This is a genomic window from Leisingera sp. CC-HEC093 (assembly GCF_059429195.1).
In genome coordinates, this window is record NZ_JCAIJR010000001.1 from 2,681,512 (window position 1) to 2,697,721 (window position 16,210).

Genomic DNA, 16,210 nt, shown 5'->3' on the forward strand with positions numbered 1-16,210 from the left:
TGTCAGATCTCCGTCACCGATGTGACCACCTCGCGGAAGAAATCGATTTTGCCGTCCTCCTGATGGGTGGTGATCAGGGTGCCGCTTTCGACCATCGCTCCGGCCAGGGCATAATGGAACCGCTGGCGGAACCGGGTCAGAAACCAGCCGTCTCCCAGATCCTGCGAAGCGTTTTCCAGGATCAGTGTGCCTTGCGGAAAAATCTCCTGGCCAAGCCGGGCCAGCACTTTGGCAAAGTCTTCGATCCCGGTGGCCGACTGCCAGGAGATATCCGTGTCGTCCTTGTAATGATCGATACGGAAATCGATGCCGGGCGCAATCAGGTCCATAATGGCCGGATCGCCCGCTTCAAAAAGTTTCAAAACCTGCTCGATGACGGGCGCTTTGGCCGCTGCTGCTGCTGTGTCTTTCATGGGGTCACCCTTTTGCGCTGCTGCAATCGCAGACAGGTAGCCATGCGGCCTTAGTAAAGTTAATTGCTTTGACGGCTATGCTTGGCATAGGATTACCCTATGATTGATCTCGCCCCGCTCCGATATTTTCAATCCGCTTATGACACCGGTACCTTCAGCGCCTCGGCGCGGGTGAACGGCGTCAGCCAGCCTTCGGTCTCAGCGGCCGTTTCAAAGCTAGAGGAGCATTTTGGCGGCGCCTTGTTCCGGCGCAGCCGGGACGGGCTGACCCCCACTGCGCTGGGGCACGAACTTTACCGCCAGTCCGGCGCGGTGCTGGCCCAGCTCAGCCTGCTGGAGCAGCGGCTGTCAGGGCGCGCGCCGCAGGTGGTCCGGGTGCATTGCCAGCCGGATGTTCTGGTGGCTTCCTTTCATGCCGCCTTAACCGGTTTGCGCCGGGAGAATGCCGCGCTGAAGTTCCAGTTCACGGGCAGCCGGGACGGCGCGGACATTCTGTTCTGCTCCGACGGCTGCGTGCCGCGGGGATACGCCTTTCAGCCGCTGTGGCAGGAAACCTACGGTGCCGCGCTGCCGCGCAGCCATCCTCTGGCCGCGCGTGCAGAAATCGGTTTGGCGGATCTTGAAGGCGAACCCTTGATCGCACGGCCCTACTGCCCCGGTGCGGACCAGCTGCTGATGCAGGGGCAGGGAGAGGCCCCGTCCGGCATCGTGGCCGGCATCGTGGCCGAAGCGGTGCATGATGCCCAGCTTCTGGATCTGGTGGCCGCCGGGCTGGGGGTTGCGCTGGTGCCGCTCGGCCATGCCGGCGCGCAGGACGGTGTTACGGTGCTGCCGCTGTGCGGGGACAATCCGGTTCAGCGCCAGGTGGGCGTGGCGCACCGCAAAACCCAGTTCGCCGCCGGGATCGCCAGGGCGGTTTGCAGCGCCTGCCAGGCCGGCCGATAGGGGCAGGCCGCTAAAGCAGGCTGAGAAAAGCGCTGATCTGATCTTCGGGCAGGGACCAGTCGCAGACGAACCGGGCGGTGACCATCTCATGCTCCGGCCCCTGCAGCAGCCCGTCCCACAGGTGATAGATGGCGCCTGCGGCGAACAGCTCCTGGTGCTTGCCGCGGGGCAGGGCGGCAAAGATCATGTTGGCCTCGGCCGGATGGGTGAAATGCGCGCCCGCCGTCTTCAGCCCCTCAGCCAGCAGCGAGGTTTTAGCATTGGCGGCGCGGGCATTTTCCAGCCACAGATCATCCGTCAGATAGGCCAGCATCTGCGCCGACAGGTAGCGGTGCTTGGAAAACAGATGCGCGCCGCGCTTGCGCCGGTACTCGAACTCCTGCGCGTGTTTGGGGTCGAACAGGATCACCGCCTCCACCCCCAGGCAGCCGTTCTTGGTGCCGCCGAACGACACCGCATCGACACCGGCCTTCCAGGTCATCTCAGCGGGCGTGCAGCCCAGTGACACCAGCCCATTGGTGAACCGCGCGCCGTCCATATGCACCGGCAGCCCGTATTCCTTGGCCGCGCTGCAGATGGCCTGCAGCTCCGCCAGGCTGTAGACGGTGCCGAATTCCGTCACCTGTGTCAGCGACACCGGCCCCCGCTGCGGCCCGTGCACGCCGCGGGTCTCCTCGCCCTCGATGGCGGCGCGCAACCCCTCAGAGGTCATCTTGTCCGCCTCCGTCACCAGCGTCAGCTTGGCACCGCCGGTGTAAAACTCAGGCGCGTTGCACTCATCCATATTGATATGGGCAGGCTTGGTGCAGAACACCGTCTGCCAGGGCTGCGCCAGGGTGGACAGCGCCAGCACATTGGCTGCGGTGCCGGTGGCCACCAGGTAAACTGCCGCCTCGGGTGCTTCGAAAATCTCCCGGATCCGCTCTGTCACTTCCACCATTTCCGCGTCGGCGCCATAGCCCATGGCATAGCCCCGGTTGGCCCGCGCCAGCGCGTCGAGGATCTGCTGCGGCACCGGGCCGGAGTTGTCGGAGGCGAAATGCATCAGAGAAATTCCTTGGTCTGCCAGAGGTATTGTTAAGCAGTAGGGAACTCCGCTGCCGATGCCAAGGCGTTCCGGGCTGCAGCCGGGTCAGAAGACCTGCGCGAACAGATAGCCCAGCCCGATGCCGGTGCAGGTGCCGAGGCTGGCCCAGACCGTCAGCTGCCGCCCCAGATGATACTGATGCCAGGCCTGGATTTCCGCCGCCTGCTTGCTGCTGAGGCCCTGGGTCGAAAGGAACTCCTTGGCCTTATAGGCTTCTTTCTCGCTGAAATAGGTGCCGTGCTCGAATGGCATCTGCCGCCCTCCTCATGGGGAACCCGCTGGGATTCCTTCATCATGGGGGCGGGGCGCAGCGCAACGCAACCTGAAATTGTATTTCTGTTTAACAGTCCTGTAAGACCGGCAGCGCGGCCGGCCTCAGCCGGTTGGCTCTTCGATGATGTGGTCTTCCCACTCATCCTCGGCGATCTCGAACTCCGACACCGTCCAGCCGCGCACCGAAACCCCGGCCTCATGCACGCTCTCCGGCGTGCCGGTCAGCAGCGGGTGCCAGTCCGGCAGCGGCTTGCCTTGCCACAGCAGCCGGTAGGCGCAGGTTTGCGGCATCCAATAGGCGTGGGTATCCAGATTCTCCGGCTTCAGCACGATGCATTCCGGGATGAACTGATGGCGGATCGGGTACTGGGCGCAGCGGCAGGTCGCATCGTCCAGCAGGCGGCAGGCCACCCGCGTCAGCGCGACCTCGCCGCTGTCCTCATCCTCCAGCTTGTTCAGGCAGCATTTGCCGCAGCCGTCGCACAGCGCTTCCCATTCCTTCTGGCTCATCTTGTCCAGCGGCTTCTTCTCCCAGAAGCGTGTGCCCAGGCCGGAGCGGTCAATCACGTCTTTACCCGGTTTCATAACGCCGCCAGTCTGTCTCGCGCCTCGGCGCAGTCCGCATCCATCTGCGCAATCAGCGCCTCCAGCCCGTCGAATTTCAGCTCAGGCCGCAGGAAGGCCACCAGCCCCACCGACAGCGTCGCGCCATAGAGATCGCCGGAGAAATCGAACACGAAGGTTTCGATATTCGGGACCACGCCGCCGAACATCGGCCGCACCCCGATGGAGGCCGCACCGCGGTAGCTGCCCGCATGCGGCCCGTCCAGGACATCGACCAGCACCGCATAGACGCCGAACCGCGGCTGGTGCAGCCCGTCGATCGACATGTTGGCCGTCGGGAAACCCAGCTCCCGCCCGCGCTGTTCGCCGCCGATCACGGTGCCCTCGATCCGGTGCCAATGGCCCAGCATCTCCTTGGCATCCGCAGGCCGGCCCTCGCTCAGCGCATTGCGGATCGCGGTGGAGGACACCGCGTGTTCGGAATACTCCATCAGGGGCGCAATGGTGACACCAAACCCGTACTGTTCGCCAAAGCGCTGCAGGTCTTCGGCATTGCCCGCGCGGCCCTTGCCGAAACAGAAATCGGCGCCTACCACCACATGCGCCAGCCCCAGCCCCTCGGCGATCACGTCGCGGGCAAACTCCTCCGGCGTCAGGCTCGACAGCGCGGTGTTGAAGTTCAGCTCATAAAGCCGCTCCACCCCCAGCTTCTCCAGCCGGTGGGCGCGGGTCTCGGCCCGCATCAGCCGGAACGGCGGCGCATCGGGCGCAAAATACTCGCGCGGGTGCGGCTCGAATGTCATCACCCCCAGCGGCGCGTCCGGTGCCGCATCGCGGGCCAATTCGATCACCGACTGATGGCCCAGATGCACGCCGTCAAAATTGCCGATGGCAACGGTGGCGCCCCGGTCCTGGTGTTCGACGAATTCATAATCTCTGACGATACGCATGGCGCATCCGTACCCGCACCCGCGCGGCGGTTCAAGCGGCCAGTGGCGGGGGAGGGTGGGAGAGCGTCATGTTCCGGACCAGTGTCTGCTCAGGCTGGTGCGAGTTCGGTGGAATGGTCTAGAAGAAGAGAGATTTTCAATGCGGATACCAATTCCAAGGAGCGACATTGTGCGATTGAAAGTTCTGACTGCCTTGGCGATGTGGGCGGCGATGGCCACATCGCCCCGCGCAGAGCTGACTGCACGGTTTGATTTGAGCGGTTTCAGGGTCGGAAACATTGTTGTGTGCTCGCAGTACCCGCAGTTGAACGCGGAACGTCTCAAGGGCTTCCTCAAAGAAGCTATCCGGATTCGCCCGGAATTTCGTATCATGGACGGGCCGCATAAGTTTGTTCCAACTGATCTTGCCAGAGGTCCCGCACCGAAATTGCTTCTCCTTGCTGCCGAACAGGAACCAAATCAGCTTGTCAAAGAATGCGTTCAGGAAACCGTGCCGTTTGGCGACAAGGTTTTCCAGCAGGCGTCCAAAGTATGGTCCGGCATCGGAAAGCCAATTGATGATGGTCTGTCACTTGGCAGCGTAATTGACTTAAGCTTGCTGCCACCTGTCAGCCAGGCTCATTCCTATTCATTTGTCGAAGATTCAAACGGCCGTCGCGAGTGGGTTATCTTCACGATGGCTGCAAGTGGCAAGGGCGGCCCTCATGCCATCAACAACACGATGATCAGCGTCTTCGGATTAGACACAGATATCTGCCAAGAAAACTCTTTCTGTTTGACGGCGGAATGAGCGGGCGGAACTGTTTTGCTCCTTTGAGATAGCGCCTTGGATAGGACGGATTGGCTGTGTAATCGGTGTGAAAGCGATCTGAGCCGGCAGGTGTTGCGCACCCACCGTACGGTGCCTTCACGCGATCCTCATGGCTCTTTGCCATACTCCCAAATGATCGCGATCCCCCAGCCATGGTTCCCGCGCGCGGGGCCATGATACGAGGCCCAGGCATCTGTGCGGCTGAATGGGCAACACCCGGAGACCGGCCCTGATAAAAAGGGGGTCGTCCAGGATATCCTGTCCGAGCAGGCCCCCGGCGGGGTCTGTCCACCTCCACCCCGGCGGCGCCGCCCCCTTAATTGGGCTTCAGCGCAGAACCGAACGGAAAGACCAAAACAACAGACACGGCAAGAGAAAACCGCCAAGGGCAAAGGCCCCCGGCGGCTGAAACGGCTGCGTGCAGAAAATTCAGTCGAACTTGCGCGACGGCGCCATCACCATGGCTTCGCCCACCAGAACCTTCTTGCCGTTGACAATGCAGCGGCAGTCCAGCTTGACCCGGCGCTTGTCGATCACGATGTCGGTCACCTCGACCTCTGCCAGCACCAGATCACCCGGGCGCACCGGCGCCAGGAACTTCAGTGACTGGCTCATGTAGATGGTGCCATGGCCCGGCAGCTGCTCACCGATCACGGCTGAGATCAGCCCGGCGGTCAGCATCCCATGGGCGATCCGGCCCTCGAAAATGGTGTCCTGGGCGTAATCGTCATCCAGATGCACCGGGTTGCGGTCGGTCGACACCTGGGCAAACTTCTCGATATCCTCATCGGTGATGGTTTTGCGCAGGTAACGCACCATGCCCATCTCGATGTCCTCGATGCAGATGGTCCCGCGCGGCATGTTGTCCAACATCTTATCCTCCGTTCGCCCGGTGCCGGTCATCTGGCCTTGATCCTGCGGTTTGACCGTTTGGCGTTGTAACTTTTGCGCGCCGGAATGGCCGCTTGCGCAACTTTATTACTTTGCAACTGCAGAAAATCAAGACATTTCTGACATAAGAAACCCCCGCCCGGTACGGGCAGGGGTCCAAGGCCAGGTCGTCAGGCGGGGCTGAGGGCTGCCGGATTTACCGCAGGAAACCAATGGCATAGTTGGGGGCGGACTGTTCCTGCGCCAGATAGGCCTGCAGCGCTTCCGGATCCGGCTGGACCGATGTTTTTGTCTCTCTGGCCGCAAGCCCGCCGGTGATGAACAGGGAATCGATGCCCTCGCCCATGGCACCGGCAATGTCCGTGTGCGGGCCGTCGCCGATCGCCAGGATATCCGCATCGGCGAAATCATGGCCCAGCTCGATCAGGCGGCGGCGGGCCAGATCATAGATCGGCGGATGCGGCTTGCCGAAATACAGGCTCTCGCCGCCCATCTCCGTGTAAAGCCGCGCAAGCGCGCCCGCGCACCATTCCCGCGTCTCGCCGCGGTCCACCACGATGTCGGGGTTGGCGCACAGCAGCTTCAGGCCCATCTGCTTGGCATAAAGAAAATCGGGCCGGTTCACCTCCGGGTCCGCCATGGTGTCGAACGGGCCGCAGCAGACGATGCCCTCGGCCTCCTTCAGCGGCACCCGGGTGATCTCCACCGGGTCATGGATCACGTGCAAGGGCTCAAAGAACCCCGCGTCGCGCTCCCACTCGCCCATGAAATAGACCTTGTTGCCGACTGCGCCGGTGAACATCGCCGCCCGGGCCGAATCGCCGGAGGTGGCGATGGTGTCATAGGCATCCGCCGGGACATTGAACTGCCCCAGCTGCGCCGCCACCCCGGCGCGCGGTTTCGGCGAATTGGTCACCAGCACCACGATCCCGCCCTGCGCCCGGTAGGCCTGCAGCGCCGCGACGGCTTCGGGAAAGGCGGTGATGCCATTGTGCACGCAGCCCCACAGGTCGACGAACAGCGCCTTGTAACGGCTGGAAATTCCGGAGAGGGATGTGACGATCTGGGTCATGGGCAGGCCTTCGGGTCTCATGCGGTTCCGCTTAGCTATGGCAGAGACGGCGGCATAAGGCCAGCGGCCGGGGCGGGCGGCGCTTCGTTCAGCCACCGTAAAAACGTGCGCACGGGGGATGCGGATTTCAAAATAATTAACCTGGGTGATCTTGGCTGTAGCAAAACAACCCAGTGGTGTATTCGCTATGTTCCGAAAGTCTAAACTGTTCCGCACAATGTCCTTGAAACGCCGGCTGCAGCTGTCCGGTATCATCGCAATGTCATCGGTGGTTATCCTGGCCATGGTCTCGCTGTTCAGCTTGTGGCAAAGCGAGCTGAACCTGGAACGCCAGATCAAGGTGACCCAGGCCGTCCGGCATGAGCTGACCGCCGACATCGCCCACAGCCACATCAGCGCGGCCGTGGTTTCGGCGGTGGTGCTGGGCCAGGACGGGGCTGAGGACCGCAAGGCGGAGATTCTGGCCGTGGTCGAAGAGGAGGGGCAGAAGTTCCGCGCTGAGATGGATGCGCTGTACGCGCTGGAGCTGCCGGATCATATCCGCGGCATGGTATCTTCGCTGCTGCCCCTGGTCGACGGCTTCAACAGCACAGGCGCGGAGGTTGCGGCGCTGGCCTTCACGGATACCCGGGACGGTGCCGATGCGCTGCCGGCCTTCCAGTCCTATTCCGCAAACATTTCCGGCCAGCTGTACAAACTTGGCAAGGCGATCAAGGCGTCAGCAGAGGAAACCGCGGCAACGGCGCGCCAGAAGGATATGAACCTGCTCTATCTGGTGCTGGGCATTTCGGTGGTGGCGTCGATCATCATGGCCCGCAACTCCCGCAAGACGACGCTGACCATCATCCGGCCGATCGAGCGGATGCGGGCCGCCCTGCGCGAGGTTGCGGAGGGCGATTTCAGCCTCAAGGTTGCCGACCGGATGCGGGCCGATGATTTTGGCGAAATCGCCAAGGATATTGATGCGGTCTCGGGCCGGGTGGTGAAGGCGCTGGAGGAACAGAACACGCTGCGCCAGGAGGGCGAGGCTGTGATCGAGCGGCTGCGCAAGGCGCTGCAGCGGCTGGCGGCAGGGGATTTCAGCGATCAGATATCCGAGCAGTTTTCTGCTGACTACGATCCGCTGCGCGTCAACTACAATGAAACCGTCGACAAGCTGAATGAGCTTTTGTCTCTGGTGGTGCAGGCCGGCGGACGGCTGAACAAACAGGCTGACGGCATCCGCAGCGCGGCAGAGGATCTGTCGCAGCGCACCGAAAGCCAGGCCGCAACGCTGGAGCAAACCGCCGCCGCGCTGGAGCAGATGACCGCCAGCGTCAATTCCTCGGCCCGGAATGCCCAGGAGGTGCAGGGCACCGTAGAGGCCGCCCGCGCCGATGTGGAGCGCAGCGGCCAGGTGGTCCAGGGCGCGGTTGCCGCAATGAACGAGATCGAAAGCTCCTCAAACCAGATCAGCCAGATCATCGGGGTGATCGACGACATTGCTTTCCAGACCAACCTGCTGGCGCTCAACGCCGGGGTCGAGGCCGCGCGCGCAGGCGAAGTGGGCCGCGGTTTTGCGGTGGTGGCCTCCGAGGTGCGGGCGCTGGCGCAGCGCTCCTCGGATGCGGCGATGGAGATCAAGGGGCTGATCAGCGCCAGCTCGGCGCATGTGCAGGACGGGGTGGATAAGGTCGACGGCGCGGGCAAGGCGCTGGCGGAAGTGGTCAGCCAGGTGGCGGCGATCACCGAACTGGTGGCCGGCATCACCCGCCAGTCGGCAGAGCAGGCGCAGGGGCTGAACGAAATCAACATCGGCGTGTCACAGCTGGATGCGGTCACCCAGCAGAACGCCTCGATGGTGGAGGAAACCGGTTCTTCGATCCGCGCGATGAGCGCCGAGACGGTGCAGCTGAACAGCCTGGTCGGCCAGTTCGTGCTGCTGGACAGCGGCCAGCCGTCCGTTCCGGCAGAACAGCTGACGCAGGCACCGGAGGCGCAGCCGGATGCTGAGGCGGAGTACGCAGCAGCCATGACCGCATCTCTGGAAGAGGACCGCTGGGAAGACTTCAACGATGCAGGCGAAAGCTGGACCGCAGACGAAGAAGGCCCGGCCGCCCGCTCCGCCTGAGCCCAGCCGCTGGAATGACCCGGCATCTGAAAGGACCCGGCGTCTATAAGGGCGCCGGGCCTTCCGCATTTACAGCCTCTGGTGTAGCCTGGGCCCTGAGTTTCAATTTTTTCAGGCGCTTGATGCAATTCATAGAACGGTCTTTCATGGGGCTGAGGTCCGCCCGCCATGTTTTCAAAAGCCCGGCGCACCCGGCACAAGTGACCCTGTTCCCGATGCTGCATATCGGCGAATCCGGGTTCTATGATGCGGTCTACCGCGACGCGCTGGACCACGACGTCCTCTTGTTCGAGGGCGTGAAGTCGCCGGTCGTGCAGTATCTGACCAGCTCTTACCGCTGGCTGCACGGCAACCGCCTGGGGCTGGTGACACAGCCCAAGGCGCCGACCGGAATGGGCCGGGCAGAACGTATCCACGCTGATGTCACACAAGCGGAGTTCGAGGCCGCCTGGAAAACGCTGCCGCTTGCGCACCGTGCGTTCTATTTTGCCTGCGCGCCATGGATCGGGCTGCGCCGGCGCTGTTTCGCCACCCGGGAAGGCCTGTCGCGCGGCCGCAATGTGGATGACCTCACGACCCGTGAAAGCAGCCTGTCCTGGGATACCGAAGCAGCCCTGCTGCGCGGCGTGCTGCTGCATCAGCGCGACACGCGTCTGTGCGAAACGCTAGCAGGCGTGCTGGACCGGAATGAAGCGCAGTCCATCGCCATTATCTATGGTGCTGCGCATATGCCGGCGGTGGCGCGGATGCTGGCCGATTACGCCGGTTTCCGCCCGGCGGGCAGAGAATGGATGACGGTGTTCGGGTTGGACTAGGCGCGCGCCAAAGAGCAACCGCAACGAAGAAGGCGCCCCGCGAGGGGCGCCTTTGATCTGTTAAACTGGCCCGTTTTGCCAGGCGGCTGCGATCAGACCTTGAGGTTCGGAATGATCTGCTTTTTGCGGGACATGATGCCCGGCAGCACCACGGTGTCGCCCGCGGCGTCGGCGCCAAAGGACTTGGCGGCCACGGTTTTCACCAGGTCGTTCGGCACCAGCAGGGTGGCTTCTTCGTTCAGGATGTCGACCACGAACAGCAGCACCTGATCGACGCCGTCCTCAGCCGCGACGGAGGTCATGCTCTCCATCAGCGAGGCCTTGCGGTCCAGCACCACGCCCGGCGCGGTGGTTTCCAGAACGGAGACGCGGAACTTGGTGCCGTCGACTTCGTATTCCTTCGAATCCATGCGGATCAGCTCCGCATCGGAGAAGGAGGAGACGTCGGATTTGGCGGCAAACATCTCGGCGGCATATTCGGAGATATTGATGCCCAGCTCACCCGCCAGCTTCTCGGCCACGGCCTTGTCGTGCGCGGTGGTGGTGGGGGAGCGGAATTCCAGCGTGTCGGACAGGATGCAGGTCAGTGCTGCGCCCTTGACGGCTTCCGGCATCTTGGCGGCATCGTCGCCCATCAGGTCGTGCATGATGGTGGCGGTGCAGGCCAGCGGGCGGATGGTGATGTCGATCGGGCCTTTAGTTTCCAGGCCGCCGACCAGCTTGTGGTGGTCGATGATCGCCTGCACGTCGGCGCCGTTGATGTTGGCGGGCAGTTCTGCCGGGTTGTTGGTGTCGACGATGACAACAGCCGCGTCATCGGCCACGTCGGCGATGATCTCCGGCTTTTCCAGGCCCCAGCGCTGCAGCATGAAGGCGGCTTCGGTGTTCGGCTCGCCCAGCAGTTTGGGCGCGGCGGCCACGCCTTTCACCTCGTTCAGGTACCAGGCCCAGACAATCGGGGAGCCGGTGGAGTCGGTGTCGGGGGATTTGTGGCCGAAAACTTGGATGGTCATGGGGCTGTCCTGTTCATGCATAAGGTCAGAATGCTGGATTTGCGCGCCTTATAGGGCTGGCGCGCAGGCTTGTCACCCCGCTCATGCTGCAATGCGGCGTTGTGCTCAGAGCGGGGTTCAGACCAGGGTTCAGAGCGGGCCTCAGAATGGGACGCGTTCCAGCGTGTAGCCCGCTTGCTGCAACAGGTTCAGCACGCCGGTCTCACCGGGCAGATGCAGCGCGCCGGCGGCGACCACGATACGGTCGCCCTCAGCCGCCTCGATCACCGGGATCCAGTCGCGGTTGCGCTGGTCTATCAGCATTTCCATCGACTCTGCCCACAGCGCCTTCCTCTCTGCCTCGGTCAGGGCGCCGCTGTGCAGGAAATCCCGCTCGCTCAGCAACAGGGAATAGAGCGCCTGCTGGTCGAAGTAAGCCTCAACCGTGGTGATGAACCCGTCGGTGCCGCCGCCCATCAGGGCGGTGAAGGCGCGCAGCTGGCGGACCTGCTCTTCCAGCGGGTCGGCGTCCATCATCCGGATCACGGTCATCGGGTCCTCCAGCGACTGCATCGGCACATCCGCGGCTTCGGCGATTTCCCCCAGCCGATGGTCCAGGCCCCGCTTGACGTCCTTGTCCTGGCGCAGGCAGGGCGGAATGGCCATCGACAGGGCCAGGAACCAGGGCCGCATCTTGGCTGCCACCCAGGGCGGCATGCCGTTGCTGCGCACCTTGGCGGCCAGGGCCTCCCACTCCGCGGCGGGCAGCCGGTCGATCAGGGTCGGGCCTTCGGTGATCAGCATCAGCGAGGGCGTGCGGCCGAGTTCTGCCTCGAAGTCCGCCTTGTCGGCGGGGCTGGCCTCCATCAGCAAAAGGTCCGCCTGCTGCACCAGCGGGGCCAGACCTGCGGTGATCTGCGCCATCCGCGGGTCGTTCACATGCAAGGTGCCGATCACATGCACGGTGCGGCTGCCGCGCCGGGCAATCCAGTGGTTGCCGCCGGAAAACGGCACCGCCGCAATGCGCGCCTCAAATCCGGCGCGCTCCGCCCCGGTCAGGGTGGTGCGCAGGTCGGTGCCGGTGCAGGCGGCCCATAGCGACGCAGGCAGCAGCAGGAAAAACACGGTCAGAAAAAGGCGCATGAAATATCAGTCCTGAAGGGGTGGAACGGGAAACCTGCCGCAGCCTACCACGGCGCGCGGGCCAGGCTGAAGCCCTTGGCCTGCAGCAGATTCAGCAGGCCATTTCTGCCCGGCAAATGCGCGGCACCCACGGCCACCACGATCCGCTCCTGCTGTGCTGCCTGGATCACTTTCATCCAGCGCAGGTTGCGCTGGTCCAGCAGGCGGCGGTTGTACTGGGCCCACAGCCGCTCGGTCTCAGCCGCGGAGAAGCTGCTGTACTGGGCGCTGATCCAGGGCGCCAGCACAAAGGAGGTCCAGACGTTCTGGTCGAAGTAGGCTTCTACCGGGGTGGCGTCCTCGGGTTTGCCGGACTGGATCAGCTGCAGTTCCAGCTGCAGCATCCGGGCCTGATCCCGCAGCGGCAGGCTGGACACCGCCGCCAGCGCCTGCTCCGGCGTCTCCAGCCCCCCCAGCGGGATCCGCTTGCGGCGGGCAAAATCGGCGATCCTGTCGTCCAGCCCGCGGCGCAGGCCAAAGCCGTAGGGGCGGCAGCCGCTTTGCACCAGGAACATCGAGATCGCCCAGGGCTGCATCCGGTTCACGGTGTCAAGATTGGCGCCGGAGATCCGGGCGGTCAGCTCGAACTGCTCCCAGGCCTCGGGCGGCAGCAGCTGCCGCAGCTCGCGCCCCTGCGGCAACAGGAAGCTGCGCGCCAGTGAGGGCGGCATCTGGTCCAGCCGCTGCATGTCCTGATCAGAGGTCTCCAGATAGATCGCCTGCGCCGCAGCCAGCGCCGGGCGCAGGGTGCGCATCACCTTGGCCATGCGGGCGTCGCCGCCATGCATGGTGCCGATCACATGAATGCTGCGGCGGCCCTTGGTGGCGACCCAGTGGTTGCCCTCGGAAAACGGGGTGGCGGCCATCTCGCGGGCGAGCCGCTCCTGAGTGGCCGGCGGCAGATAGGCGCGGTAGTCGATGCCGCGGCAGGCGGCAAAACCGGCGGAGGCCTGCAGCATCAGCGCCAGGGCCAGTGCAATGGATTTCATCAGGTGCCCTTTCCCCGGGGTTCCGGAACGATGGCCTGGGCCTATGACCCTAGGGCGGGGCAGGGGGGGCGGCAATGCAAAACCCTGGACCGGCCCGGAAAACCCGGCGGCGGATTGCCATTGGCGGCGCTTCCTGCCAGTCATGGCGCATGGAACGCGAGGATCAGCTTTATGCGCCGGTGAAGGCGCTGCTGGAGGCCCAGGGCTATGCCGTCAAGGGCGAGGTGGGGGCCGCCGATGTGGTGGCTGTCCGCGGTGCGGAGCCGCCGGTGATAGTCGAGCTGAAGCTGAAATTTTCGCTGTCGCTGTTTCATCAGGCCATCGCGCGGCTGGCCATCACCGATCATGTCTACATCGCGGTGCCGCGGCCCAAGGGGCGGCAGGCGCGGCGGATGATGAAGGACAATCTGGCGATGTGCCGGCGGCTGGGGCTGGGGCTGATCACGGTGCTTGCGGACGGCCGGGCAGAGGTCCATTGCGATCCCGGCCCCTATGCCCCGCGCAAGTCGAAGAAGAAACAGGCGCGGCTGCTGCGCGAATTCCAAACTTTGCGCGGTGATCCCAATGCAGGCGGTGCCACGCGGCATGGCATCGTCACCGCCTACCGCCAGGACGCGCTGGCCTGCGCCGCGCATCTGGCCGGGGCGGGTGCCTGCAAGGGGGCAGAGGTCGCCCGCGCAACCGGCGTGGCGCGGGCCACGCGGCTGATGGCCAGCAACTACTATGGCTGGTTCGAGCGGGTGGAGACCGGCATCTACCAGCTGACTGATGCGGGCCGTGCAGGGCTGGTGCATTGGGCCGAGAGCTGGGAAACCTAGCCGCCGCGCGGCTGGCGGGAGCGCTGTTTTTGGCATTTAATTATTAAAAACAGCACGTTACGGATCTTTCCCCTGCTGCGGCCGGGGCCGCAAGATTTCCTGCAATTTTTCTTGCTTGCAGCTGTTGACACCGCCCGGGTCGATGCCTAGCTTCCCCTCGTTAGCACTCAGCCCTGTTGAGTGATAACGGCCCCGCCGGGGAGGCGGAGGTCCACCTTATAACAACCTTTGAGCCTTTTTAAGGAGCTGCAAAGATGGCATTGAAACCGCTTCATGACCGTGTGCTGGTGCGCCGCACCGAAAGCGAAGAAAAAACCGCGGGCGGCCTGATCATCCCCGATTCCGCCAAGGAAAAGCCGAGCGAAGGCGTTGTGGTTGCATGCGGCGCAGGCGCCCGCAAGGACAGCGGCGAGCTGATCGAGATGGCCGTGTCCGCTGGCGACCGCATCATGTTCGGCAAATGGTCCGGCACCGAGATCACCGTCGACGGTGAAGAGCTGCTGATGATGAAGGAAAGCGACATCATGGGCGTCATCGAGTAAGACCCCGGGATTTTCCCAAGTCTGCTCTGATCCCTGATCGCTGATACACACAGAATTTCTCTAGGAGAGTGAAAAATGGCTGCTAAGGACGTCAAATTCGACACCGATGCCCGCAACCGCATGCTGAAAGGCGTCAACATTCTGGCCGACGCCGTGAAAGTGACCCTGGGCCCGAAAGGCCGCAACGTGGTTCTGGACAAATCCTTTGGCGCGCCGCGCATCACCAAAGACGGTGTGTCGGTTGCCAAAGAGATCGAACTGGAAGACAAGTTCGAGAACATGGGCGCCCAGATGGTGAAGGAAGTTGCTTCCCGCACCAACGACGAAGCCGGCGACGGCACCACCACCGCCACCGTTCTGGCCCAAGCCATCGTCAAAGAAGGCCTGAAGCAGGTTGCTGCCGGTCTGAACCCGATGGACCTGAAGCGCGGCATCGATCTGGCGACCTCCAAGGTTGTTGAAGGCATCAAAGAGATGGCCCGCGAAGTCAAAGACTCCGCAGAAGTCGCACAGGTCGGCACCATCTCCGCCAACGGCGAAGCTGAAATCGGCCAGCAGATTGCTGACGCGATGCAGAAAGTCGGCAACGAAGGCGTGATCACCGTCGAGGAAAACAAGGGTCTGGAAACCGAGACCACTGTTGTCGAAGGCATGCAGTTCGACCGCGGCTACCTGTCGCCCTATTTCGTCACCAACGCCGACAAGATGATTGCAGAACTCGAAGACTGCATGATCCTGCTGCACGAGAAGAAACTGTCCTCGCTGCAGGCCATGGTGCCGCTGCTGGAGCAGGTGATCCAGTCGCAGAAGCCGCTGCTGATCATTGCGGAAGACGTTGAAGGCGAAGCGCTGGCGACCCTGGTTGTCAACAAACTGCGCGGCGGCCTGAAAATCGCTGCTGTCAAGGCGCCGGGCTTCGGCGACCGCCGCAAGGCCATGCTGCAGGACATCGCGATCCTGACCGGCGGCCAGGTGATCTCCGAAGATCTGGGCATGAAGCTCGAGTCCGTGACCATGGACATGCTGGGCACCGCCAAGAAGATCGAAATCACCAAAGACGAAACCACCATCGTCGACGGTGCAGGCGAAAAAGCGGAGATCGAAGCCCGTGTTGGCCAGATCCGCGCTCAGATCGAAGAAACCACTTCCGACTACGACCGTGAGAAGCTGCAGGAACGCGTTGCCAAACTGGCAGGCGGTGTTGCCGTGATCCGCGTCGGCGGCATGACCGAAGTGGAAGTGAAAGAGCGCAAGGACCGTGTGGATGACGCGCTGAACGCGACCCGCGCAGCTGTGCAGGAAGGCGTGATCGTCGGCGGCGGTGTTGCTCTGGTTCAGGCCGGCAAGGCGCTGGAAGGCCTGGAAGGCGCCAACGCCGACCAGAACGCCGGTATCGTGATCGTGCGCAAAGCCATCGAAGCGCCGCTGCGCCAGATCGCCGAAAACGCCGGTGTTGACGGTGCCGTGGTTGCCGGCAAGGTCCGCGAAAGCTCCGACAAGAACTTTGGCTTCAACGCTCAGACCGAAGAATACGGCGACATGTTCGCCTTCGGTGTGATCGACCCGGCCAAAGTGGCGCGTACCGCTCTGGAAGACGCAGCATCGGTTGCCGGTCTGCTGATCACCACCGAAGCTATGGTTGCCGACAAGCCCGCCAAAGAAGGCGCAGCTGCCGGCGGCGGCATGCCCGACATGGGCGGCATGGGCGGCATGGGCGGCATGATGTAATCACAAATCCCTTGGGATTTGTGATGGG

At 63.4% G+C, this 16,210-nt stretch carries 17 protein-coding genes; 7 read left to right on the forward strand and 10 right to left on the reverse strand.

Annotated features, from left to right (window positions below; genetic code table 11):
- Positions 1-2 precede the first annotated feature (2 nt).
- Positions 3-413 carry a hypothetical protein gene (locus AC5STB_RS13005; protein ID WP_495443239.1) on the reverse strand — a complete coding sequence of 137 codons (411 nt, stop codon included), beginning with the start codon at positions 411-413 and terminating at the stop codon, positions 3-5.
- Between the two features lie 99 nt (positions 414-512).
- Between AC5STB_RS13005 and AC5STB_RS13010 the strand changes: the two genes are divergently transcribed.
- Positions 513-1,358 carry a LysR family transcriptional regulator gene (locus tag AC5STB_RS13010; protein WP_495443240.1) on the forward strand — a complete coding sequence of 282 codons (846 nt, stop codon included), beginning with the start codon at positions 513-515 and terminating at the stop codon, positions 1,356-1,358.
- 10 nt (positions 1,359-1,368) lie between these two features.
- Here AC5STB_RS13010 and AC5STB_RS13015 read toward each other — a convergent pair whose 3' ends face one another.
- The 4 genes from AC5STB_RS13015 to AC5STB_RS13030 form a co-directional block, all read right to left on the reverse strand.
- Positions 1,369-2,403, reverse strand: a complete 1,035-nt coding sequence (locus AC5STB_RS13015; protein ID WP_495443241.1) for a threonine aldolase family protein — start codon at positions 2,401-2,403, stop codon at positions 1,369-1,371.
- Positions 2,404-2,490: 87 nt separating this feature from the next.
- Positions 2,491-2,697, reverse strand: a complete 207-nt coding sequence (locus tag AC5STB_RS13020; protein ID WP_495443242.1) for a hypothetical protein — start codon at positions 2,695-2,697, stop codon at positions 2,491-2,493.
- Between the two features lie 123 nt (positions 2,698-2,820).
- Entirely contained in the window at positions 2,821-3,303 is a 483-nt protein-coding gene (locus AC5STB_RS13025) for a YcgN family cysteine cluster protein (protein ID WP_495443243.1), read from the reverse strand.
- Positions 3,300-4,232, reverse strand: a complete 933-nt coding sequence (locus AC5STB_RS13030; protein WP_495443244.1) for a bifunctional riboflavin kinase/FAD synthetase — start codon at positions 4,230-4,232, stop codon at positions 3,300-3,302. The genes AC5STB_RS13025 and AC5STB_RS13030 overlap by 4 nt, the downstream gene beginning before the upstream one ends.
- A 169-nt stretch (positions 4,233-4,401) precedes the next feature.
- Here AC5STB_RS13030 and AC5STB_RS13035 point away from each other — a divergent pair, with 169 nt between their 5' ends.
- Positions 4,402-5,022 (forward strand): hypothetical protein, encoded by a 621-nt coding sequence (locus AC5STB_RS13035; RefSeq protein WP_424978603.1) that lies wholly within the window; start codon positions 4,402-4,404, stop codon positions 5,020-5,022.
- A 450-nt stretch (positions 5,023-5,472) separates the two neighbouring features.
- On the opposite strand, the gene AC5STB_RS13040 is transcribed toward AC5STB_RS13035, so the two are convergent.
- Complete coding sequence (locus AC5STB_RS13040; RefSeq protein WP_495443245.1) at positions 5,473-5,916, reverse strand: MaoC family dehydratase; 444 nt, start codon at positions 5,914-5,916, stop codon at positions 5,473-5,475.
- 214 nt (positions 5,917-6,130) lie between these two features.
- A complete protein-coding gene (locus AC5STB_RS13045) occupies positions 6,131-7,006 on the reverse strand; it encodes a TIGR01459 family HAD-type hydrolase (protein WP_495444602.1) in 876 nt (291 codons plus the stop codon).
- A 217-nt stretch (positions 7,007-7,223) separates the two neighbouring features.
- On the opposite strand from AC5STB_RS13045, the gene AC5STB_RS13050 reads away from it, so the two are divergent.
- Positions 7,224-9,116 carry a methyl-accepting chemotaxis protein gene (locus AC5STB_RS13050; RefSeq protein ID WP_495443246.1) on the forward strand — a complete coding sequence of 631 codons (1,893 nt, stop codon included), beginning with the start codon at positions 7,224-7,226 and terminating at the stop codon, positions 9,114-9,116.
- Positions 9,117-9,262: 146 nt separating this feature from the next.
- Positions 9,263-9,931, forward strand: a complete 669-nt coding sequence (locus AC5STB_RS13055; RefSeq protein ID WP_495443247.1) for a hypothetical protein — start codon at positions 9,263-9,265, stop codon at positions 9,929-9,931.
- Positions 9,932-10,023: 92 nt separating this feature from the next.
- Here the strand turns inward: AC5STB_RS13055 and AC5STB_RS13060 are convergent, their stop codons facing one another.
- The 3 genes from AC5STB_RS13060 to AC5STB_RS13070 all read right to left on the reverse strand — a co-directional run bounded on the left by AC5STB_RS13060 (position 10,024) and on the right by AC5STB_RS13070 (position 13,094).
- On the reverse strand, positions 10,024-10,944 hold the full coding sequence (locus AC5STB_RS13060; RefSeq protein ID WP_495443248.1) for a manganese-dependent inorganic pyrophosphatase: 921 nt from the start codon (positions 10,942-10,944) through the stop codon (positions 10,024-10,026).
- Positions 10,945-11,085: 141 nt separating this feature from the next.
- Positions 11,086-12,066, reverse strand: coding sequence for a TraB/GumN family protein (locus AC5STB_RS13065; RefSeq protein WP_495443249.1), 981 nt, complete (start codon positions 12,064-12,066; stop codon positions 11,086-11,088).
- 44 nt (positions 12,067-12,110) lie between these two features.
- A complete protein-coding gene (locus AC5STB_RS13070; RefSeq protein WP_495443250.1) occupies positions 12,111-13,094 on the reverse strand; it encodes a TraB/GumN family protein in 984 nt (327 codons plus the stop codon).
- A 149-nt stretch (positions 13,095-13,243) separates the two neighbouring features.
- On the opposite strand from AC5STB_RS13070, the gene AC5STB_RS13075 reads away from it, so the two are divergent.
- The 3 genes from AC5STB_RS13075 (at position 13,244) to groL (ending at position 16,182) form a co-directional block, all read left to right on the forward strand.
- Entirely contained in the window at positions 13,244-13,912 is a 669-nt protein-coding gene (locus AC5STB_RS13075; protein ID WP_495443251.1) for a DUF2161 domain-containing phosphodiesterase, read from the forward strand.
- A gap of 254 nt (positions 13,913-14,166) precedes the next feature.
- On the forward strand, positions 14,167-14,454 hold the full coding sequence (locus AC5STB_RS13080; protein WP_495443252.1) for a co-chaperone GroES: 288 nt from the start codon (positions 14,167-14,169) through the stop codon (positions 14,452-14,454).
- A 75-nt stretch (positions 14,455-14,529) separates the two neighbouring features.
- The gene (groL, locus tag AC5STB_RS13085) at positions 14,530-16,182 is read left to right on the forward strand and encodes a chaperonin GroEL (protein ID WP_027258121.1); all 1,653 of its coding nucleotides are present in this window, start codon (positions 14,530-14,532) and stop codon (positions 16,180-16,182) included.
- Positions 16,183-16,210: the final 28 nt, after the last annotated feature.